This is a genomic window from uncultured Bacteroides sp. (assembly GCF_958445495.1).
Classification (GTDB): domain Bacteria; phylum Bacteroidota; class Bacteroidia; order Bacteroidales; family Bacteroidaceae; genus Bacteroides.
This window is the reverse complement of sequence record NZ_CAUCSQ010000001.1, coordinates 230,427-254,553: the sequence shown is the minus strand read 5'-3', so window position 1 is coordinate 254,553 and position 24,127 is coordinate 230,427. Positions and strand designations below refer to the sequence as shown.

Here is a 24,127-nt window from a genome sequence, read left to right as displayed (position 1 = left end):
TTGGAACCATATAAACAACTGTACTACAATATTTTAATTTATAGAACTCCTCTTTTGCTATTTATAACTCTATCTTTGTAAGACCATAATAAGTGGCAACAATATCTAAACTGGTTGGTATATGAAACACATTCTATTTTTGGCGATAATCTCATTGTCTTTATTTTTTCAAAGTTGTAAAGATAATCTTACAGTCCCGGTTGCCGTGAGCCGGAATTACCAGCAGGACGCGGCGGCATTGAATAATTTTGTAGATATAAATAAAACTACATACGAGTATTATATCAATTCGAACAAACGCAGTTCTGCATTGTCCTATATAACGAATGCGGATGCGGAAGAGCTGAACTCCGTCAATCCTCTGAATCTGGATATTTTTAGGGAGAGCCTTGCCCAGGTGAATCATTTGTCCAGGCAGTTGACGGCCTCTCACGGGGTAGATTATATTGTCATGATAACGGAGAGCGATATATATGTCAATCGGATAAAAAGCGATTCGCCGGTTGAGTTGAAGAAAAAGACATCTGACAGTAGCTATTCTTCCACGGTCGCGTTGCTTCGCGTAGCGGATTACCAGGACAATTATTATATGGGTGAGACCAATCATGTGGAAACGTCGGTAGAGTTGAATCCGCATTCGTACCGGAATGCCGGCTGGGCGTTTCTTGTAACCTGCGAAATGGGAAACGGCAGTGATAAAGAGACTGCAAGCGTTTTGTTTTGCGGCGTAGGCTATCATATCAACCCTTGTTTTGAATGGGTAATCAATCAGGGAACTCCTGTCGCATGTACTTTTGAGACGACGAGCCTAGTCGGCGGAGAGTCTCATATCGCGAACTTTAAATTCTTGGATTGATGAGAGGAAAGGTTTTCATATTGCCGGTTCTTATCATTTGTTTCTGGATGACGGGTTGTGTGGAGAAGACCGGATATTATACCGAAGGGGAAAATGAAATCATATCCTTGATATGCGATATTACATGGGGCGGGCAAAAGACAGCTAACGGCGATGATGGCGAGACAATTCGGGAAACGTATGAATTCAGGAGGGACGGCACATATACGCGCACCTCGATAGTTACCGATGAAGACGGGGAAGAACGCCGGAATAACGTCAACGGGCGGTGGGCTTTCTACAATCAGAGTTCCAATACGATTTGTTTCGGTTATGACCATTATTGGGATATAGAAGAACTTACGGCTAAGAAATTTGCGGTTTATGACAGGAGAGGGGAATATGGGGAGATGAATATGTCCCGCGAATATAAAGAATTCACTCCTTTGGAATAATGATAGAAGAAATAAGGACTTTCTGTCTTTAATACAAATAACGGGTAATTTTATGAGATGATTCTTACCGGACGTTTCAAACACTGCCGTTTGATTCCTGTCCGTTCGATTTGGCAATATCTGCAGTAACAGACATGTAGGTGGAGGGGTAGGGTATTTGTTCTCATAAGGAATGGCAGGTATTTAAATCAGGACTATAAATTGACTTGATATTAAGTCATGAAGAAAAAGAAAGACTGTTAATTGTTTGATTGGCAGTCTTTCTTTTTGGGTATGCTAGATTCGGCCTCATCACATTGCGGCTAGTTCTTATAATTGTTTTTGTGTTTATTTTCGCCTTGATTTTCATAACGTAGAGTTTGAAATTCTCTTGATGAGGATACTGGTAAGTTTTCGAATCCAAAGTATCCGATAAGGTGGTATATGTCATTGTTTTTATGGTGTTAGGGCTTGATTTGTTCTGTTTGTAAAGAAAGCGGTTAAAATATAAAGTGGGAAATATTCAAAAAGGAGTTGTTTGTGTTCATTCCGCAATAAAATCCAATTAACATTTGAAGTTTGGATAAATACGACACTTTGGGGAACAAATATGTGATTCCGGAGTCTGATGTTAAAAGGATATTTATTTTGCAGATTACACAAAAAGGTATCATAATATGTAATTTACTTCCCTTTGCTTGATAATAATGTCAATACATTTGCAAGTGATAAGTGAAATGAATGTTTAACCTTTTAAAATGATAATGAGAATGACATAACGCAATTTTTCACCTTTGAACAGAGGTTACTTCAATCATCTGTAAAGAAGTAGCTATCTAACTAAATCTAATAAAAAAACTAATAATGAAGAAAATGACACTAAAAACAAAATTAGCATTTCAATTGGCTAAAGTTACATTTCCTTTTTTTCTTTATGTCACGTCTGCTTATGCTGAAGAAGCAACTATGAAGGCCGGAGAGTATGAAATGTTGAAAATCGAACAACAAAAGAAAGTCCGGATAACGGTGAGTGGTATAGTTTATGACGGCAATACCAAGGAACCGATTATTGGCGGTTCGGTAGCCGTTAAAGGACAAGGTAAAGGAACTGTTACTAATATTGACGGTGAATTTAAACTGGATTGTAATGTAGGGGATATACTTGCTATCTCGTATATAGGTTATGAAGCTAAAGAAATAACAGTTACAAACCTCAAAGTATATTCAGTAGAGTTGTATGAATCTACGGCTCAGTTGGGAGAAGTCGTTGTGACTGCTTTTGGAGCCGGACAGAAAAAAGCTTCTATGGTAGGTTCTGTAGAACAGATAAAGCCTGCGGAACTTCAAGTGCCCTCATCCAGTTTGAGCTCTGCATTTGCCGGACGCATGGCAGGTGTTATAGCCGTACAGCGAAGCGGAGAGCCGGGAGCTGACGGAGCAAGTTTTTGGATACGTGGTAAATCTACATTCAGTGGTGCTACGGGTGCATTGATTGTGATTGACGGTGTAGAAGCTTCTTCATCAGAATTGAATCGTATCGATGCGGAAGCTATCGAAAGTTTTTCGATTTTGAAAGATGCTACAGCTACGGCACTATATGGTACCAGGGGGGCTAACGGTGTGATGATTGTAACGACTAAGTCGGGAAAAGATTTGGATAAACCGGTTATCAACTTCCGTTTGGAAACTTCGATGAGCCAGTTGACAAATGTAGGGGAGATGACAGATGGCGTTACTTATATGAATATGTATAATGAAGGAGCTTCCCGCCCCAATTCAGGTCTGACATTATATACCGATGAAAAAATCAGGGGAACTATTGAAGGTAAGAATCCTTATATCTTTCCTAACGTGAATTGGTATGATGAGATGTTTAAGAAGAACTCTTTCTCGCAACGCGCCAATTTCAATATCCGTGGTGGCAGTAAAAAAATGGATTACTTCATGAGTGCCAGTTTCAGGCATAGTGACGGTAACTTGCGTTCTATCAGCAAAGATTACTTCTCCTACGATAATAATATCAATTATTATAATTATGAGTTCGTTAACAATCTGAATGTCAATGCAACTCCGACTACAAAAATCGGGCTGGGACTTACTCTTTCTATACGTGACTGGAGTGGTCCGGAAAAGTCTGCCAATGATATATTTGCCTTGTCGCAAATATCTAGTCCGGTGGACTTTCCAGTGATGTTCCCGTCGGGGATGTACCCCAATTACGATGGTGTATTATGGGGAGATAAGCCGGGAGGTATTTATGACGGAGGATACCGTAATCCGGTGGCTGAATATGTGACTGGCTACAAGGAAAAATTCGAAACATCTATCGTTGCGAATTTTAAAGTAGACCAAAAGCTCGACATGATATTGAAAGGACTTCGTTTTTCCGGTCTTTTTTCTTTTAAACATTGGTCATATACGCAAAATACACAGACAAGTGCTTATAATAAATTTGCCATTAGCGATTATAATCGTGAGACGATGGAATATACATTGACCCGTGTCAATTCGTCAGAACACTCGACTGAACTTAATTTTGGAAAACAAGATCCGAGTAAAGTAAGTTTTGGTGATCGTAGGATGTATGTACAGGCCATGTTGGATTATCAGCATACATTTAATGATGTGCATGATTTGAATGTGATGTTTCTCTATAATCAAAATCAATATAATGTAAATTCACCTCAAAGTTTTCTGGAAACTTTGCCAAAACGCAAGCAAGGTATTGCCGGACGTGTCTCTTATGCTTATGATGGTAAGTATCTGGCCGAGATGAACTTCGGTTATAACGGTTCAGAGAATTTTGCAAAAGAAAATCGTTTTGGCTTTTTTCCGTCATTTGCAGTCGGATATAACATATCAGAAGAAAAATTTTGGGAAAATATCCGTCCGTATGTATCTAAACTGAAAGTCAGAGGTTCGTGGGGACTGGTTGGTAATGATGAAACCGGTGCAGGACGGTTTGCTTATCTTTATGATTTGGCTTTGGCCTCATCGCCAAGTTATGTATTCGGTATTGCGCAGAACCAAACATTTAAAGGGCCGGTATGGAGCAGATTTCAGAATAACTCAATGACTTGGGAGACAGGTGAGAAGTGGAATATTGGATTGGATATGGAATTTCTGGGTTCGATAGGATTGAATGTAGATATTTTCAAAGAAATACGTTCAGACATTTTTATGTCTCGTAAAGGAACCATTCCGGATTTTGCAGGTTTTGGTAGTGCTACATTACAGGCCAATTATGGAAAGATGGAAAATAAAGGTCTGGAATTGTCATTGGACTATAATAAACAACTTACCAAAGATTTCTTTTTGTCTTTCAAGGGTACTTTCACGTATGCACACAATACTATATTGGTACAGGATGAGCCTGATAACCAGGAATATCCTTGGCTCTCAAAAACAGGACATTCTATGGATATGTTGAAGGGACTTGTTTCCAATGGTCTTTTCCCGGATGAAGAAAGTATCAGGAACGCCTGTGACCAAGGTAAAGGACTACCGGTGTTACCAGGTGATATATGGTATATAGATCAAAAAAATGTATATGGAGTAAGTAACGGAACGATTGACGACAACGACCAAGTATATATGGGATATCCTACTACGCCGGAAATCGTTTACGGCTTCGGTCCTTCTATGAAGTGGAAAAATTGGGATTGTTCGTTTTTCTTTCAGGGAGTAGCCCGTACGTCATTGATGATGTCAGGTTTTCATCCTTTTGGAGACAATGCAATGGTAGGTGTCAGACAATTTATAGCAGATGATTATTGGTCGGAATCCAATCCTAATCCAAATGCCAAATATCCTCGCTTGTCGGCAGCTAGCAACTCACACAATACACAGAATTCAGATTTTTGGTTACGCAATGCTGCTTTCCTGAAATTGAAAAACGCCGAAGTGGGGTATTCATTTAAGAATATGCGTGTTTATGTAAGTGGTTCCAATCTGTTGACATTTTCTCCGTTTAAACATTGGGACCCGGAAATGGGTGGCGGAAACGGATTGAAATATCCGACACAGCGTGTATTTAATCTCGGTTTCCAAATGACTTTTAAATAATGTTTTAATACAGAAAACTATGAAGAAGAATATATACATAATCATGTTGGTGGCGTTGACGCTCTGTTCTGCTTGCAATTACCTTGACATTGTGCCCGAAGAACGCACGACAGAAGAAGATACTTATTCTACTCCGAAACGGTTGAAAGAATTTCTTGCTTCTTGCTATGCCTATCTGCCCGATAACCGGGAGGGGCTTCTGACTAAATCTTATTGGATGATTTGTGCGGAAGAGACTTCATATTTCCGTAAAGAGTTATTTTCTACTTTCAATGAAGGAGATTATGGTCCTACCAATCTGCATATGACTTCCAATACTTGGGGCACTGTTTGGCAAGGAATAGCCCAATGTTACCGTTTTCTGGATGCTTTGGATAAAGTACATGATATGCCGGATTTGGGTGAGGAAGAATTGATACATTACAGAGCGGAAGCTAAATTCTTATTGGCGTATTATCATTTTCTGTCATTGCGTGCTTATGGTCCTACAATGATTATCCGTAAACTTTATACAGTGAATACTCCTACGGCTGATTATCCCGAACGCAGCAGTTATGATGAAGTTGTAGCGTTTATTGACGGATTGTTGGAAGAAGCACTTCCGGGATTGGCTGAACAACATAGTGGTACGGAATATGGACGGGTTACCAGATATACAGCTTTGGCTTTACGTTCCAGGATGTATTTGTATGCAGCATCTCCTTTATTCAATGGAAATGACTGGTACGCCGATTTCAAGAGTCCGATAGACGGCCGCAATTTGATTTCTCAAGAGTATAGCGAGCAGAAATGGGAAAAAGCTGCAAAAACAGCTTATGATGCGATAGAAGAAATGAAGAAAGCCAACTTCCGTCTTTATGATGATGCGGCAGCGGGTAAACCTTCGTCAGCGAAACCAAGTATTTCCAATATGGCAGAACGTAGAGTACGTTATTCCGTAATAGACACTAAAAACGGAGACAATCCTGAAGTTATTTGGTGTGATACCCGTAAAGAAGGAAACTATGGTATTCAGAGACGTTCGATGCCCCGTCAAAAATCCGGTTATGTAGTAGAGGTCAGCGGATGTATTTGCCCGACTTTTCAGTCTGTAGAACGTTTTCTAACAAAGAACGGACTTCCTATGGAATATGATAAAGAATTTGACGGCAATCCGGCTTATGACCGTTATGCTGTTGTTTCCGTTCCGGCCAATATTGATGGAAATAACTATTCAACAAGTAATTCAGGAATGAAAACCATGCAGCAGCATATTAATCGTGAACCGCGTTTTTATGCAAATATCGGTTTTCATGGGGGATATACTGAAATCGCAAGATATAACAATTCAACTCCGGGCAAGAATGATGCCGACAGGGCAGTAGTACTCAATTTCTTATTTGGCAAAGATCATGGAAGAAATAATGTAGGCGGCACTCCGCAAGATGCCAACTATTCGGTGACCGGATATAATAATAAGAAATTGTGCCATCCGGCCTGGAATAATGCAGTTTATGACTATCCGTTGCCGTTGTTCCGCATGACAGAGCTTTATTTGAATTATGCAGAAGCATTGGTTGAACTGAAGAGACTGGATGAAGCGAAGGTGGTATTGGATGAAGTACGTCTCCGGGCTGGTATTCCGGGAGTAGAAGAAGCCTGGAATAACTATTCCACTGATCCGAATTATGATGATACTTATGAAGGTATGCAGAATATTGTACGTCGTGAACGTATGGTAGAACTTTATCTGGAAGGTCATCAGTTCTTTGATATTCGTCGTTGGAAAATAGCGGAGCAGTTCTTGGGAGTTCCGGTCAAGGCACTGAATACATTGGGAGAGACAGAAGAAGCTTTGTTTAATGTAGTGGAGTTGGATCTTCAAAGGAAATTCCATAAAGGGCAGTATTTGATGCCGATACCTTTCAGTGAGGTACAGAAAATTCCACAGGTGATACAGAATCCTTATTATAACTGATTCTATTTTTTTGAATGACAAACTTGATAAAATATAGGATATGAAAATAAAAAGCAATATTCTTTTAATCTGTGTCTTTTCACTTCTTGCATGTCATGTTTCAGCGGATGGAAAAATATCTGAAGCTTCCAGGGAGTTTGAACCGACTACTCTGTTTACAGATGCTTCCTGTTCAAAATTGAGAGATAAAGTGACGTTGAAGAAGATTAACGCATGCACTTCTCCTTTTTATAAAGAACTTGCCCTTTTAATGTATAACAAGCAATACGATAGTAATTATCGTATTGCTTCCTACAAAGCTTATGAACATCCGGATGTACAGGCGAAACAGTTAAAGACCAGTACATATAGCCTGTTGGATAATCCGACAGGTATTTCAGTGGCGGAAGGAGATACATTACTAGTGTTGGTAGCTGATACGCATAATCAAAACATTAGTCTGCGAATACATAACTGGGATGTACCGGGAAAAGATGGTTTTTATGTGAAATCCGACTATCCTCTGGAGTCGGGTGAAAATAAAATAGTGACAAAAAATCAGGGATTAGTCTATGTGATGTATCATACACCCGATTTTCGTACGGCAGCTCCCGTGAAGATACATTTTGCGAAGGGCGGGAAAGTAAACGGTTATTTTGATGTAACCAGAAACAACCGCGAGCAATGGAAAACGATGATTAAAACTGCTGTTGACAAGCATTATGACGTATTGGGATATTATGCACATTTAATTTTTCCGGTTGCAAACCTGGCAAAATGTAACGGACAGGATTTAATAGATTTTTACGATAGGTTGGTATATGAGGAACAGCGTTTCATGGGTTTGGAGAAATATGGGAAGATGCGTAATAATCGTATGTTATTCAGTGTGATGTACACTTCTTATATGTATGCCGCAGGGTATCATACAGCCTATAATGCAAATACCATGAATGATTTGTGCAATGTTCGTTCACTGCTGACCTCCAGTTGGGGGCCGGCTCATGAGGTGGGACACTGTAATCAAACCCGCCCCGGGTTGAAATGGATTGGTACGGCAGAGACAACCAATAACATCCAGGCAATGTATATTCAGCGTTTGTTCGGAAGTGCGGCACGCATGCAGATGCTGAATAAGTATGAATTGTCTATGAATACAGTATTCCGCTCCCGTATCCATCATCATTTTATAAAAGACCATTTTGAGAAACTGATTCCTTTTTGGCAACTTGAACTTTACATGGAATATATCTTGGGGAATACGGATTTTTATAAAGATATTTACGAACATGTACGTACACATGAAGATAAATCCTCTGAAGGAGAATCCCTGTTGGAGTTCACTTATCTCTGCTGTAAATATTCAGGACTTGATTTGACTGATTTCTTTGTGAAGTGGGGATTCCTGGTACCGATTAATCAGGAAGTGAAAGAGTATGGGACCGTGAAGATGCTGTGCATCACAGAACAACAGATTATTGATACGAAAAAACGTATCGCCGCATTAAATCTACCTAAACCCAAGCATCGTCTGGAGTATATCTGTGAGGGAAACGAATCGCTTTATCTGAAGAATGGAACTGTGATAGAAGGAAATGCCGTACATGAAGGAAATTCTTTTATGATGCGTGGCTGGGAAAATGCCGTAGCTTATGAAATCTATGATATGGAAAATAACTTATTGTTTGTATCTCCCAAATCCTCTTTCCGGGTGGATTGTGAACTACCGGATATATTTAAAATGTATGCTATTGCAGTGGATGGAAAGAGAACCGAAGTTGTTTTCTGAAGAGAATAATTAATGGATGAATTTTAAAAAGAATATTATGAATATACGAAATCTGTTGTCGATATTACTTGTAATCTTGTGTATCGGTTGTAATGAAGATGATTCCATCGCATTATATAATGCTTCTGTATCGGTAGGAGCAGAAGGAGGTTCGTTTACTTTATATGTAACCTCTGATGCAGAGATAAAACTGGATTGTCCTGAGTGGGTGAATCTGGACGAAACCATTGCCCGTAACGGACAATATGCTTTTACTTTCAGTGTGCCTGCTTATTATTCAAAAGAGGGTCGCAAAGGGGAAATTTACTTTCGCGGGGCAAGTGAGCAGAGAATGACACAAGTAATCCAGCAGAAAATGAGTACCTATGTTCCAAGTGACGATATGAGCGGTTTTGGCGATTTGAATGATATACAACTGGAGATTATAGATGGCTGGATTAAACATGGTAATAATACAGGAGGACCTACCGAAACGACAGGACCTAATGTAGCGTTGATGTGGGATGGTAATAAAGGGCAGAATACGAGTATGTGTAATTCTCCTTGGGCTGACAAATGGTTTCCCGGTTTGACCGGTGATGAATTGACACAGGCAAAACAGGCTCTTTTTCCTCACGAGCTGAAATTTACTTTAAAAGAAGGAACCGAACGCATAGACTACATGATGTATTATCCTCGTCCGAACAATGGTGCCGGAATTTTTGGATTGATAACTGAAGTTTCAGTCTCGACTTACGAACACCCGGATGTTTTCGAAACGGTAGTTCAAAATTATGATTGTGAGATGATTTCCCAGGTGCGTACGATTTATTTTAGTAAACCTATTCGTAATCCTCATACTGTTTGGATAAAAATAGGAAGCGGGAGAGATAATTTTATTTCCTGTACTGAAATGGAATTTTTTGGAAAAAGTTCACAATCATTTGATACTTCCACTTTATTCAAGGATGAATTATGTACAGCCTTGAAAGAAGGCATCACTTTAGAAGAAATCGAGGCATGTCCTTATCCGTTCTTTAAGAATATCGCCCTTTATATGTATTATGACTGTTATGAAACGGATTTCCGAGTAGCGGATTTCAAGGCGTGGGAACATCCCGACAAAGCGGCTGCAAGGAATAAAACCTCGACTTATAGCCTTTTGGATAATCCTACCGGCATTTATGTGAAAAAAGGTGAGAAATTAGTTACAATGGTGGGAGACTTATATAATCAGACAGTAACATTGCGTGTAGTCGATTTGGATACCCCCAATGGTGATGGATTTAATACCTACAAGGAATATGCATTGAAACCGGGTATGAACGTGCATACGATGGAACAGAAAGGATTAATCTATGTGTTGTACCATACCGATGCTTATGAAACGGCAGAACCGGTCAGAATACATTTCGCTTCCGGTCAGGTGAATGGATATTTTGACCTATATGATGAGAAACATAACAAGCCGGAAGACTGGTTCGGGTTATTGAACAATGCCTCAAGTCCTTATTTCGATGCTTTAGGCAGATACGCCCATATTACTTTCCCGGTAGCTAACTTGAAAGCGGTTGCTGATCCGGTGGAATGGATTAAATTCTATGACAACCTGGTATATGAGGAACAGAAATTATTGGGATTGGTAAAATATGACAAAATGTTCAAAAACCGGATGTATTTCAATGTCATGTACACTAATTATATGTATTCTACCAGTTACCGTACCTCTTATAATGTATCTACCTTAGGAGAGCTATGTGATTTGAATAAAATAAATAGCGATTCATGGGGACCGGCACATGAAGTAGGACATAGTAATCAGACTCGTCCGGGATTAAGATGGACCGGAATGACTGAAGTAACGAATAATATTCACTCCATGTATATCCAACGTATTACGAACGGTAATTCCCGTTTAGAGATAAAAGGATATTATCCTCATGCAATGACAACCGCATTTACCGGAAGGCCGCATATTACTGTCGGTAAGCTGGAAGGAAAGGGGACTGCCGATGTGTTCTGCCAATTGGTTCCTTTTTGGCAATTGCAACTCTATATGGCATATGTGCTGGGAAAAGATGACTTCTACCCGGATACGTATGAAGCTGTACGACTGACTGAGCCGGCAGAGGATAAGAAGAAAACAGCAGGAGAACATCAAATAGAATTTGCTTATATAGCGAGTAAGGCTGCGGGGCTGGACTTGACCGAGTTTTTTGAAAAATGGGGATTCTTACGCAAAGTAGATATGGAGATTGAAGATTATGGGACTACGGGGGTCTTCAAAATTGACGATGCAAAACTGGCTGATATAAAAAGACGTATTTCAGGATTGGGGCTTCCTAAGCCACGGCATAACTTTTGGTATATCACTGAAAAGACAGAGACGATATTCAAACAAAATCTTCCGATGAGTACTAATGGAGCTGTCGTAAATGTAGACCGGGTAAATGATGCCATAACTGTGACCGGATGCAGTAATGCTGTTGCTTACGAGGTGTATGATAAAGAAACAGGCGAATTGGTTTATGTTTCTCCCGCTGAAAATAGTTTTGTGATTGATTCGAGTGTATTTTTACCTAAGAAAATAGAGGTTCGCGCAATACCCGCTTCTGGGGATGCAAAGACAATCTTTAGTGAATAATAAAAACAGGTGTGTTATTCTAAGTTCCGGAATATATCCGGGACTTAGTTTAAATTTTAATATATGGTAAGAAAAAAGATTTTAGAAGTTGCATGTGTATTGTTGATAATAACTGCTTGTCAGACAAAAGACAAAACAGAGGAACTGGCTTTTGTAATAGAAAATATCAGTTATGTGACTAAGCAGATGGATAACATGATTGCATCATTGCCGAATTTGGATACGGCTGCTGTCGGCAAGATAATTCCTGCTACTTATGAGCCGTCTCAGGATAAGGTGTACACTTGCCATCCTTATAGTTGGACTATTGGTTTTTTTCCAGGCTCCTTATGGAAAGTATATGAGCTGACCGGAGATACGATTTGGAAAAACCGTGCGGCGCGTTTGACAAAACGTTTGGAATATTTGAAAACGTTTACAGGAAATCATGACTTGGGTTTTATGGTGGGATGCAGTTTTGGTAATGGTTACCGGCTGGCTCCTGACGAGTATTACCGGGAGGTGCTGATAGAGAGCGCCCGTTCACTTTCTACGCGGTTTCTTCCGAAAATCCAGGTTATAAAATCATGGAATTATCGAAAAGCCTGGAATGGAGAAACGGAATGGTTCTGTCCGGTGATTATAGATAATATGATGAATTTGGAGATGCTTTGCGAGGCTTCCAAATTAAGTGGTGACAGTTGCTTTACGGATATTGCGGTGAGACATGCCGATACAACTGTAAAAAATCATTTTCGTAAGGATTATAGTACCTATCATGTGGTGGATTATGATACGATTAGCGGTGCGGTAAAAGACCGGGCCACTTGTCAGGGATATAGTGATAATTCCACTTGGGCACGCGGACAGGCATGGGCCGTGTATGGTTATACGATGATGTATAGAGAGACCGGCAAACCTGAATACCTGGAAGTTGCCAGAGGGGCTGCCGACTGGTTCATTACTCATCTGCCGGAAGACTTTATACCTTTGTGGGATTTTAATGTGGGACAAAAGGGATATACTCCCGAAGGTAAATCGAAGGCAGTGAAGACTAAAATTCCATATAAAGACGCTTCGGCTGCTTCCATTGCCTGTTCTGCATTGTTTGAGCTGGGAGATTTGTCAGAAGACAGTAAATATACAGATGTCGCCATCAAAATACTGCATCGGCTGGCATCTCCCGATTTTCGGGCTCCTTTGGGAGAAAATGGTAATTTTCTGCTGATGCACTCGGTAGGTAGTTTACCTCATGGTGGAAGCATTGATGTGCCACTGGATTATGCGGATTATTATTTCTTGGAAGCATTGGTACGTTATCGTGATTATTTGACTAAATAAGATAGAAATATGAAAAGAATCTTTGGATTGTCGGGCTTTTGTTATTTATTGTTGATAGTTAATTGCCATTTGTCCATAGGACAAACAAAGTGGCATTGGGATAAAGGAACAATAGTTGTGGAAACTCCCGAACGTCCTGCAGGACAAAAAAATGTAATCGGATTGACAGCTCCCAAATTGCCTGTTGTAAGGGTCGGCTTTGTCGGTTTGGGAATGCGCGGTCCGGGTGCTGTAGAACGATGGACGCATATTCCCGGCGTGCAGATTGTAGCGTTATGTGACTATGAAAAAGAACGTGCCGAGAGATGCCAGGAATACTTGAGAAAGGCTTCTATGCCTAAAGCGGCTGTCTATAATGGGGAAAAAGGATATGAGGAATTATGCAAACGTAAAGATATCGATATCGTTTATGTCGCAACAGATTGGTTACATCATTTTCCGGTAGCGGTATGTGCGATGAAAAATGGTAAACATGTAGCCATAGAAGTTCCTTCGGCTATGAATCTGCAAGAATGTTGGGAATTGATAGATTTAAGTGAGCAAACCCGCAAACACTGCATGATTCTGGAAAATTGCTGTTATGACTGGTTCGAAATGAATAGTCTGAATATGGCTCAAAACGGAGTATTCGGAGAAATTATTCGTGCACAGGGAGCCTATATCCATAATTTGGAACCTTTCTGGAAATGGTACTGGAAGAATGGGGAGAAAGACAAACTGGGCTGGCGTTTGGAATATAACATGAAGCATCGTGGGGATGTGTACGCCACTCACGGTCTTGGTCCGGTAGCACAGGTTTTGGATATTCACCGGGGAGATCGGATGAAAATTTTGGTAGCGATGGATACTAAGTCTGTACTTGGAAAAGAGTATGTCAAAGAAGCGACGGGCAAAGAGTGTGAGAATTTCCGTAATGGTGACCATACCACTACACTGATTCGCACCGAAAATGGTAAAGTGATTGAAATTCAGCATAATGTGATGACTCCTCAACCGTATAACCGTCTGTATCAACTGACGGGTACAAAAGGCTTTGCCAATAAATATCCGGTGGAAGGTTATGCACTGGATGCTAAGCAGATGCAAGCTGCAGGAGTACAGCCGCAAGTAGACAAACTGAACTCTCACAGTTTCATGTCGGAGAAGGATAAGGACGCCTTAATTGCTAAATATCAGCACCCGATTTTGAAGAGATACGGTGAAATGGCGAAAGAGGTAGGCGGTCACGGTGGAATGGATTTTATCATGGACAGTCGTCTGGTTTATTGCCTTCAGAATGGATTGCCGCTCGATATGGATGTATATGACCTGGCAGAATGGTGTTGTCTGGCAGAGTTGGGCGAATTGTCAATGGACAATAATTCCGCTTCGGTTGCGTTTCCCGATTTTACCCGTGGACATTGGAATGAAGTGAAAGGATACAGACATGCTTATGCTACTCCTGAAGAAGAAGTTGCGGCAATGGAGGCTGCAAAGGAATTTACGGAAAAATTGAAGGCCGAAGGTGCCAAGGATTGGAATAATTAAAAGTTAGGATAATGAAAACTTTACTGTTTATATTGGGATTGATGATAACTTGCTCTCTCACAGCACAAACCCGATATCCTTATTTAGATACAAGTTTATCCATAGACGAGCGTGTCACGGATTTGGTGTCACGGATGACCCTGCAGGAAAAAGTTTCGCAGATGACTCATACTTCCAAAGGTATAAAGCGGTTGGGCATCCCTGATTATAACTGGTGGAATGAGTGTTTGCACGGTGTGGCCCGTTCGACGGAAAAGGTTACGGTATTTCCGCAACCTATCGGGCTTGCGGCTACGTTCAATCCGGAGGAATTATTCAAATCCGCTGAAATGATATCGGATGAAGGACGTGCAGTGTATAATATATCAGTGAAAAAAGGAAATACGCTCAGGCGATATACCGGGTTGACGTTTTGGACCCCTAATATCAACATTTTCCGTGATCCTCGTTGGGGACGCGGGCACGAAACCTATGGAGAAGATCCGTTTTTAACTGCTGAAATGGGTATTGCTATGGTGAAAGGCCTGCAAGGTAATGATTCGCATTATTTGAAAACTTCAGCCTGTGCCAAACATTTTGCAGTACATAGCGGGCCAGAACCGTTAAGGCATGTATTTAATGCGACAGCTAGTGAACATGATTTGCGTGAGACATATTTGCCGGCATTTTATCGTTTGATAAAAGAAGCTGATGTCTCCGGTGTGATGTGTGCATATAACAGCTTCAACGGGCAGCCTTGTTGCGGGAGCAATCTGTTTATGAGGAAGATATTGTTGCATGACTGGAAATTTGACGGATATGTAACATCGGATTGTTGGGCGATAACAGACTTTATCACAGGACATAAGACACATACAGATTCAATCTCTGCAGCGGCTGATGCAGTGTTGCATGGCACAGACCTGGAATGTGGTGATGTCTATCGGTCATTGACAAAAGCAATAGAAAACGGGTTGATAACTGAAGAACAGTTGGATATTTCATTAAAGAAACTTTTTAAGATACGTTTTCGCTTAGGGATGTTCGATCCGCAGGAAAAGGTGCCCTATTCTAAGATTTCACAAGATGTACTTGAGTCGGAAACACATCAGAAACAAGCTCTTGAAATGGCCCGTCAATCCATGGTGTTATTGAAGAATGAGATACATTTGCTTCCTCTGTCGGGTAAGATAAAGAAAATAGCTTTGTTGGGGCCGAATGCTGATAATGAGACAACACAATTGGGAAATTATAACGGCATACCCAGTGAGAATGTGACCTTATTGGATGCTTTACGGGCCGAAAGAGGAATTGAAGTAGTATATGATGCTTTATCTGATTTTACGAAACTGAATGAAGGCGTCGAGATAGGTAATTTGGCTGAAAAGTACAAAGATGCAGATTTGATCATTTATGCAGGTGGTATTTCTACACTGTTGGAAGGAGAAGAGGGGGATGCGGGCAATGGCAATATAGAAGGATTTGCAGGAGGCGATAGAACTACCATAAAGCTACCTGCCATACAGACGGAAATAATGAAACAATTGCATAAGTTAAACAAACCTATGGTATTTGTTTGTATGTCCGGCAGTGCAATGGCCTTTAATTGGGAAGCAGAGAATGTATCTTCTATTATTCAAGCTTGGTATGGTGGTCAGGCTACGGGTACGGCATTAGCCGACATATTGTTCGGACGTTATAACCCGTCCGGCAAGCTGCCGGTTACTTTTTACCGTTCCGATTCAGACCTTCCTGCTTTAGAGGATTATTCAATGGCGAACCGGACATATCGTTATTTTACAGGGGATGTATTATATCCGTTTGGTTATGGACAGAGTTATACTACATTTAAGTACCGGAAGTTAGAACTCCCTAAAGAAGTACAGACTGGAGATAGCATAACTGTGAAAGTAGAGGTCTGTAATTCCGGTAAATACAAAGGCGAGGAGGTCGTGCAACTTTATTTATCTCATAGGGCGATTGCAAAGGAAGTACCTGTTTGTCAATTGGCAGGATTTCGGAAAATAGAATTGAAACCGGGCGAGCGCAGGGTGGTGGAATTTAAACTTTCTCCTAGGAATTTGGCTTATGTGGATGAGACCGGTGGGATAAACATAACACCGGGAACAATAAAATTCAGTGTAGGCGGAGTATGTCCCAATGCTCCGGAGAAGTTTACGGCAGGTCTTGTTTACGGTACTGTGGAGTTGAAAGGAAAGCCTGTCTATTTTATGGATTAACTGTGACAGAGAGGACATCTTGCAATAAAGGATGATTTTTTGCGGATACAGGATAATTTGTGTACATTTGCTTTTAAGAAGCGGATTATATATTGTTGGAAATTTGTAATATAGTATTCGGATAATGATGAAAAACAGTCTAATGCAGTGGAAATCCTCTCTGACACTTACTCTAGTGTTTGTATTGTTTTGTCTGCAAATAAATGCCCGTGTACATTTTCATAATTTAGATGTAAAGGATGGATTGTCTCAGACTTCCGTCCTTTCTATCTATCAGGATGAATTGGGGCGGATGTGGTTTGGAACGTTAGAAGGTATCAATGTGTATGACGGAGATGAAATTAAAGCTCTCAAAACCTCTTATTTCAAGCAAAAAGATGTAAAAGTCGGTAATCAGATAAATGCTATAACAGGCGATCATAACGGAAATATCTTTTTTGTGTCCGATCGTTCTTTGATTCGATATGAACTTCATTTAGACCGGTTTTCCCGTTTGCGTAGAGGAAAAATAGACTGCCTGGTGAACTGTAACGAACATATATTGATGGCAGTATCGGACTCCTTATTTCAATGGAACAAGGAAAAACTTGAATTTGAGTCTGTATATGTATTGCCTCAGGAGATGGGAAGTTCTATCTCTGCATTGTGGTATGATTCAAAAGAATCGTTGTGGATAGGTACTAATAAAGGCTTGTATGTATTAAAACGACATGGAGCAGGAGATGAAACCAAATGCGTGCTTCCGGATATCCATATTCGTTTTCTGTACGAAGATTCTCATCAGCAGATATGGGCGGCTCCACTAAGGCACGGGATTTATAAGATATCAGGCGATGCGTCTTCAGTGGTTCACTATCTGAAAAAAGAAAACATGAATTCTTTATTGAATAATGATGTCCGCTGCGTAGCTGAAGATGATTCAGGTAATTTATGGTTTGGAACTTTTCAGGGAGTTAATAGGCTGGACAGTAATGGAGTCTTTACAGCCTATACTAAAGAAGGACTTCCGGGAAACTTACGGCATAATTCTATTCATTCCATCTATAAAGATGTACAAGGAACCCTTTGGATGGGTTCTTATTATGGTGGTGTGCATTACTACAACCCTGCGGCGGATATTTTCAGCTACTATGCGGAGAATCTCCAACAGGAGAGTGAAGGAGTCAGCTTTTCTTTTGTCGGTAATCTGCTCGAGGATAAAAGAGGAACTATATGGATTTGCACAGAAGGCGGCGGACTGAATTCATATGATAGAACAACGCAGAAGTTCACTCACTATCGGCAAACAGCAGTATTGCCTTATTTGAATATGAAGTGTTTCACTTATGACAGCCGGGAAGATAAACTTTATATTGGTACTCATACGGGCGGTCTTCTTACTTTTGATATATCCACCGGTGCTGTCAGGCAGTTGGGAGATATACGACAATTGGGAGGAATAGTCGGGGATATCGGATTCTATAAGTCCGATCTTATAGTTTTGTCTAATCGGGGATTGTTCAGGATGAATCCGCATACCGGGATGGCTCAACCTTTATTTAAGAATAGTTTTGTTGGCGGTGCCCGGTTCACGATAGATTCCAAGGGATATATTTGGATTGTCGGTCAATGGGAAGTGACCCGGATAAATTTGCTGAATGAAGAAGAAGTGAGCGTTTATAACCTTGGGCAGAATGGTTTGGGAGAATTTCCGGCTTATGAAGTTATTGAAGATGAGAATGGTACTATCTTTTTAAGTACATATGGTTCAGGATTGTATCGTTTTGAAGAGGATAATGGTATTTTTACCGGATATAAGACAGATAATAGTTCCTTAATCAGTGATTATTGCTATCAAATAGCGTCAAGAAAATCGGGAGAATTAATTATATCGACAGACAAAGGTATTATGTTTTGGGATATCAAGAAAAGTCAAACCATTCGGAGCATCTCTTCCGAACGCCTGCTTCTGTCTGGATTGAATGAGGATAATGGATTGCTGGCATGTGAGAATGGAGACGTGTTTGTCGGCGGAATAAACGGGTTAACCGTATTTAATGAAAATCAGATAAAAGCTCCGAAACCTTATAATCTGTATTTCTCTTCTCTTTATATAAATAATGAGTTGGTTGTACCTAATGAATCCGATGCTTTGAAGCAAGCTATACCTTTTATCAATCGCCTGCAATTAAAATACAATCAGAATAATATAATGATTCGTTTTTCTTCGAATAACTACTGTGGCGGATTTGACGAATCGGAATATGAGTATATGATGGAGGGATTTGATAAAACGTGGGTGACCAGTTCTTCGAGAAATATCACGTACACTAACTTGAATCCCGGTACTTATCGTCTGGTTGTGCGTGAAAAGAATCAAAACGAACTTGAACAATCTGCCCATACCATCCAAATGGAAATTGTTGTCAATCGCCCTTGGTTTGCTTCATGGTGGGCTTATTTGATTTATTTCTCTCTGCTGGGGTGTATCTGCTATTTCATTTATCGTAATTGGAAGTCAAAACTGGCTTTGAAGTTGTCATTGGACAATGAACGTCGTGAGAGAGAGAAGGACGAAGAAATCAATCAGGAGAAACTGCGCTTTTTTGCCAATATTTCTCATGAATTGCGGACACCGTTGACTTTGATTATTGCCCAAATAGAGCTTCTACTGCAAAATTGCAATGTGAATAAGTCGATTGGTCGGCGATTAACGAAAATGTATAAGACTACTTTCCAGCTTCGGGAATTAGTATCGGAACTACTGGATTTTCGAAAGATGGAGCAGGGCGGTATCCGGCTAAAAGTCTCCGAGTTCAATATCGTGGAACTGGTACAGGCTACCTTGAAAGCGTTTACGGCACAAGCTGCACTCAAAGGCATAAAGCTACAGTTGCAGATTTCTTCTGAAGTGATTTTGTGTTGGGGAGATATTTCACAATTAAGGAAGGTTTTTAATAATTTATTGTCGAATGCTATTAAATATAGTCCGGAACAAAGCAATGTGATGATTCATATAGAAGAAAATGAGCAGGAAATCGTCATAAGAGTGATTGATAATGGAGTCGGAATTGCTCCCGAATCATTAGCTAAAGTGTTTGACCGTTTTTATCAGGCTGGAAACGGACAGAATGCAGATGTACAGGGAACCGGTATCGGATTGGCTCTTGCCAAAGGTCTTGTAGAATTGCATCACGGTTTGATAGAGGTGCGCAGCCAGTTAGGATATGGTTCGATTTTCATTGTGACCTTGAAAAAGGGGAAGTCACACTTTGAAGAAGGTGAATATTTGATGGTAGAAACGGAGACTTTCGGTCAGGGAGAACACCATTCGTTCCTGATAGATGATTATGTGCAGGATACGGAAATGGCAACAACTGATAATGAAGTGGAATCCGGAGGAAATATGGTTGCAGATGTGGATAGCCACAAGGCATCCATATTGATTGTGGAAGACAATGATGAATTACTTCAACTGTTGGCAGAAGTTTTTTCTTCTACATTCCGTGTCACTATTGCAATGAATGGTAAGGAAGGGTTGAAGAAAGCCAGTGAGGAAAAGCCGGATTTGATATTAAGTGATATAATGATGCCTGAGATGAATGGAATTGAAATGTGCGCAAAGATTAAAAACAATTTTGAACTTTGTCATATCCCGGTTGTGTTGTTGACAGCCTTGACTTCAGATGAGAAAAATTTGGAAGGATTGCAGTGTGGTGCCGATGATTATATCAATAAGCCTTTTAATATGAAGCTGCTTCTGTCCCGCTGTTGCAATTTAATACGTAACAGGATGTTGATTCATCAGAAATATACGGATAATCTGTATAAAGACGGAGTACAGGATAAGTTTCAGGATATGGCAATGAATTCAATGGATAAAGAGTTCTTGACCCGTTTGAATGAGATAGTGGAGAAGCATATTGCCGAACCGGAATTTGATACGGCTATATTGGCGCAGGAGGTCGGAGTCAGTCGAAGTTCGTTGTATAGCAAATTGAAGGCACTATGCGGTATGACTCCTAATGATTATATACAAAGCATTAAAGTGAAGAAAGCCGCCTATATGTTGAAACATAATAAAGAGCTGCAAATCAGTGAAATTGCTTATATGCTAGGCTTTAATACTTTGCGTAGTTTCCGTAATATCATTAAAATACAATTGGGGAAGACTCCTCAGGAATTCAGAAACGAATAATGTATTTGCTTTTATACTTTGTACGTAAATGTGTCTTTTTGTACATAAATGTCCCTTTTGCAGCAAATGTTAAATTAAAAAAGATGTGATTATTTACCCCTGAAATAAATGAATTTACCCCTGGGGCGATACTTATTGTTCTACTTTTGCCTTTGGAACTACAAGTAATGACTAAAGTCATAATATACAAAGGTGAAAAGTATGTTGAACGGTAATATAAAATGATTCGATGATGAAATGTAGAATAAGTTTAATCGGTGCTTTTTTGTTTTCTTGTACTTTAAACCATATTTGGGGACAAGAGACCGAAAAACAATTTGTGAAAGAGAACATGGAGTTTGCGGCGAAACAGTGCAACCTGATGCTGAAAACTCCAGGTAATGAAAAAAGAGTAATGCCTCATAGCCTGGCGAAGAATGGTATGCCCTCTAAAGGAAGTATTTATTTGTGGACAGCAGGATTTTTTCCGGGGACATTATGGTATGTATCTGAGTATCTTGATGACAAAACATTACAGGATTCGGCATTAGCCTATACTCGGAAGATGGAGCCGGTAAAGACTTTTACCGATAATCATGATATCGGTTTTATGATGTATTGCAGTTATGGAAATGCCAACCGTTTTGAACCGAAAAAATCATACGATGATATTTTGATTGAATCGGCCCGTTCACTTTGTACCCGTTTTCGGGAAAAGGCGGGAGTAATACAGTCCTGGAATGGTTTTCGTTCTTGGCATGGAGATAAGGTGTACGATTTTCCGGTTATTATAGATAATATGATGAATTTGGAACTCTTGTTTCATGCCAGTAAAGTGACAGGTGACGATAGTTTCAGCAAGGTCGCCGTTTCTCATGCGGAAAAAGTAATGAAGAATCAGGTACGTGACGATTTCAGTTGTTATCACATTATTTATTATGATAAAGAAAGCGGAAAACCGATTAAAGGTGAAACCTCGCAAGGGTATTCGGATAACTCAGCCTGGTCCAGAGGACAGGCTTGGGGAATCTATGGTTTCACGATGGTATATCGTGAGACAAGAGACCCGCGTTTCCTGAAGACGGCACAAGGTATGGCTGATTTTTACATTAACCATCCCAATTTACCCTCGGATAAGGTCGCTTATTGGGATTTTAATGCCAATCAGGAGGGATATATACCGGGTATCCGTTCTAATGCCAATCAAGTGGTAACTAACTATCGTGATGCTTCTGCCGCTGCTTGTACAGCATCCGCTTTGTTGGAGCTAAGTACCTATACTAGAGGGTTAAAAGGTAAAAAGTATCTGGAAGTAGCGAAACAAATAATGCATTCTTTGGGTAGTTCGGCTTATCGGGCGGAAGAAGGAGAGAACGGAAATTTCATTCTTATGCACAGTGTAGGTTCGATTCCGCATAATTCAGAGATTGATGTACCATTGACATATGCAGATTACTATTTCGTTGAGGCACTTTACCGTTATAGCCGAATGTTGGACGGTTTACCTTTGTTCTAATCTTGTCATCTAAATCTAATAAATTAATACAACTATAATCATGAAACGGATAAATTATTCAGTATTTTTGCTGATGTTACTCATGATGCCTATGATGGTAACTCATGCACAAAATAAGAAGAATAAAAAAACAGCAAAACAACTGGTGGAAGAAGTAACTACGGGTGAACAGGACCGTGCGTTGTGGGTAAAGTATTTATGGAAGATTTCCTATCCTGTCATACATAATCTGTCAGAAAATACTTTGCGGCAAAATATGCCGGTGGAAACAGCCAGTGGGAAGACAGACGGATTCAAAGTTATGACTCATTTGGAAGCTGTAGGACGTACTTTGGCAGGAGTAGCACCTTGGCTAGCATTGCCCGATGATGATACGGAAGAAGGCAAACTGCGTAAACAGATGCGTGAGGAAGTATTGAGAGGGTTGAAGAATGCTGTTGATCCTTCATCGCCGGATAAGCTGAATTTCACTGAATATGCACAACCCATTGTAGATGCTGCTTATTTGGTACATGCTTTTTTACGTGCCCCGAAAGCTCTATGGGAGCCGTTGGATGATGTTACTAAGCAACGTTATTTTGAGTCTTTCAAGGCCTTACGCAATCGTACGGGAGCATATAATAATTGGTTGTTGTTTACAGGGCTGACGGAAGCTTTTCTATTGCAACAGGGGGCGGAGTCTGACCCGTTTCGTATCAATATCGCTAAAAATAAGATAAAAGAATGGTATGTGGGTGACGGTTGGTATAGTGACGGCAGTAAATTCAGCATGGATTATTATAACGCTTATGTTTTGAATCCCATGATGGTGGCGATGCTTGAAACTTTGTTATCGAAGAAAAGGGCCAGTCAAAAAGAGTATGACGAAGCCATGAACAGAATGGTACGTCATTCGGAATTTTCGGAGCGTATCATTGGTCCTGATGGAACTTATCCTGCTTTCGGACGCTCCGTTACATATCGCACAGCGGCTTTTCAATCTTTGGCGGATGTTGCATTACGGGAAAAATTACCGGCTCATGTATCTCCGGCACAGGTACGTTGTGCTTTGACAGCCGTACATAAAAATATGTATGAGGGAAATCAAAATTTTGATAAAAACGGATGGCTTGTTTTAGGCTTTAACGGTCATCAGCCGGAAGTGGCGGATGGATATACCTCTACCGGTAGTTTGTATATGGCTACTTTGAGTTTTCTTCCTTTAGGATTGCCGGCGGACAACCCGTTTTGGACGGATGCACCGGCAGACTGGACAACAAAGAAGGCGTGGGCAGGTGAGAAAATTAAAAAGGATTATAAGGTTGAATATTAATTTCTAGAATGTAGAGCACGATTTATTGACAGTGGGGATAGAAGGATAATAAGTTTTGAACTCTGCTTTTTTTAGACGGTTATTAGAAGTGGGGTTATTGAATTTTAGACTATCTGCATTTGTCAGTATAGAACTAATGCAAGGTTTGACAGTCAAAACGGGGGGAATCCTTCTCCGAAGATATGGCTGAGATACGAAATAAAGATGGTATGTGGAATGAGAAATTCTATACTCATTCACACATGCCATCTTATATTTTTAGGACATTTACTGAATATCCCTGCTTAGTTTTATCAAGACTGGATATATACAGATATCACTTGCCATAGGTCATCCCCTTCCAGTCGTCCGTACGGAAAGGAGAAGCGGGGAGTCCCGCACCGTTGCACAGATTA

General features: G+C 40.3%; 12 protein-coding genes. All 12 read left to right on the top strand.

The features are described from left to right. Window positions 1-121: 121 nt before the first annotated feature. The 12 genes from Q5076_RS01030 (at window position 122) to Q5076_RS00975 (ending at window position 23,732) form a co-directional block, all read left to right on the top strand. Complete coding sequence (locus Q5076_RS01030) at window positions 122-856, top strand: hypothetical protein (protein WP_303010351.1); 735 nt, start codon at window positions 122-124, stop codon at window positions 854-856. Beyond that, window positions 856-1,290, top strand: a complete 435-nt coding sequence (locus Q5076_RS01025) for a hypothetical protein (RefSeq protein WP_303010350.1) — start codon at window positions 856-858, stop codon at window positions 1,288-1,290. The genes Q5076_RS01030 and Q5076_RS01025 overlap by 1 nt, the downstream gene beginning before the upstream one ends. Before the next feature lie 843 nt (window positions 1,291-2,133). Beyond that, on the top strand, window positions 2,134-5,334 hold the full coding sequence (locus Q5076_RS01020; RefSeq protein ID WP_303010349.1) for a TonB-dependent receptor: 3,201 nt from the start codon (window positions 2,134-2,136) through the stop codon (window positions 5,332-5,334). Between the two features lie 19 nt (window positions 5,335-5,353). Continuing rightward, on the top strand, window positions 5,354-7,291 hold the full coding sequence (locus Q5076_RS01015) for a RagB/SusD family nutrient uptake outer membrane protein (RefSeq protein WP_303010348.1): 1,938 nt from the start codon (window positions 5,354-5,356) through the stop codon (window positions 7,289-7,291). Window positions 7,292-7,331: 40 nt separating this feature from the next. Next, window positions 7,332-9,059: a M60 family metallopeptidase gene (locus tag Q5076_RS01010; RefSeq protein ID WP_303010347.1), complete on the top strand. Its 1,728-nt coding sequence runs from the start codon at window positions 7,332-7,334 to the stop codon at window positions 9,057-9,059. Window positions 9,060-9,096: 37 nt separating this feature from the next. After that, complete coding sequence (locus Q5076_RS01005) at window positions 9,097-11,682, top strand: M60 family metallopeptidase (protein ID WP_303010346.1); 2,586 nt, start codon at window positions 9,097-9,099, stop codon at window positions 11,680-11,682. A 63-nt stretch (window positions 11,683-11,745) separates the two neighbouring features. Continuing rightward, on the top strand, window positions 11,746-13,002 hold the full coding sequence (locus Q5076_RS01000; RefSeq protein WP_303010344.1) for a glycoside hydrolase family 88 protein: 1,257 nt from the start codon (window positions 11,746-11,748) through the stop codon (window positions 13,000-13,002). Window positions 13,003-13,011: 9 nt separating this feature from the next. Beyond that, a complete protein-coding gene (locus Q5076_RS00995; protein ID WP_303010343.1) occupies window positions 13,012-14,529 on the top strand; it encodes a Gfo/Idh/MocA family protein in 1,518 nt (505 codons plus the stop codon). An 11-nt stretch (window positions 14,530-14,540) separates the two neighbouring features. Next, window positions 14,541-16,748, top strand: a complete 2,208-nt coding sequence (locus tag Q5076_RS00990) for a glycoside hydrolase family 3 C-terminal domain-containing protein (protein ID WP_303010342.1) — start codon at window positions 14,541-14,543, stop codon at window positions 16,746-16,748. A gap of 124 nt (window positions 16,749-16,872) precedes the next feature. After that, window positions 16,873-20,925, top strand: coding sequence for an ATP-binding protein (locus tag Q5076_RS00985; protein WP_303010341.1), 4,053 nt, complete (start codon window positions 16,873-16,875; stop codon window positions 20,923-20,925). Window positions 20,926-21,157: 232 nt separating this feature from the next. Further along, complete coding sequence (locus tag Q5076_RS00980) at window positions 21,158-22,420, top strand: glycoside hydrolase family 88 protein (protein ID WP_303010340.1); 1,263 nt, start codon at window positions 21,158-21,160, stop codon at window positions 22,418-22,420. 40 nt (window positions 22,421-22,460) lie between these two features. Beyond that, window positions 22,461-23,732, top strand: a complete 1,272-nt coding sequence (locus tag Q5076_RS00975; protein WP_303010339.1) for a DUF2264 domain-containing protein — start codon at window positions 22,461-22,463, stop codon at window positions 23,730-23,732. Window positions 23,733-24,127: the final 395 nt, after the last annotated feature.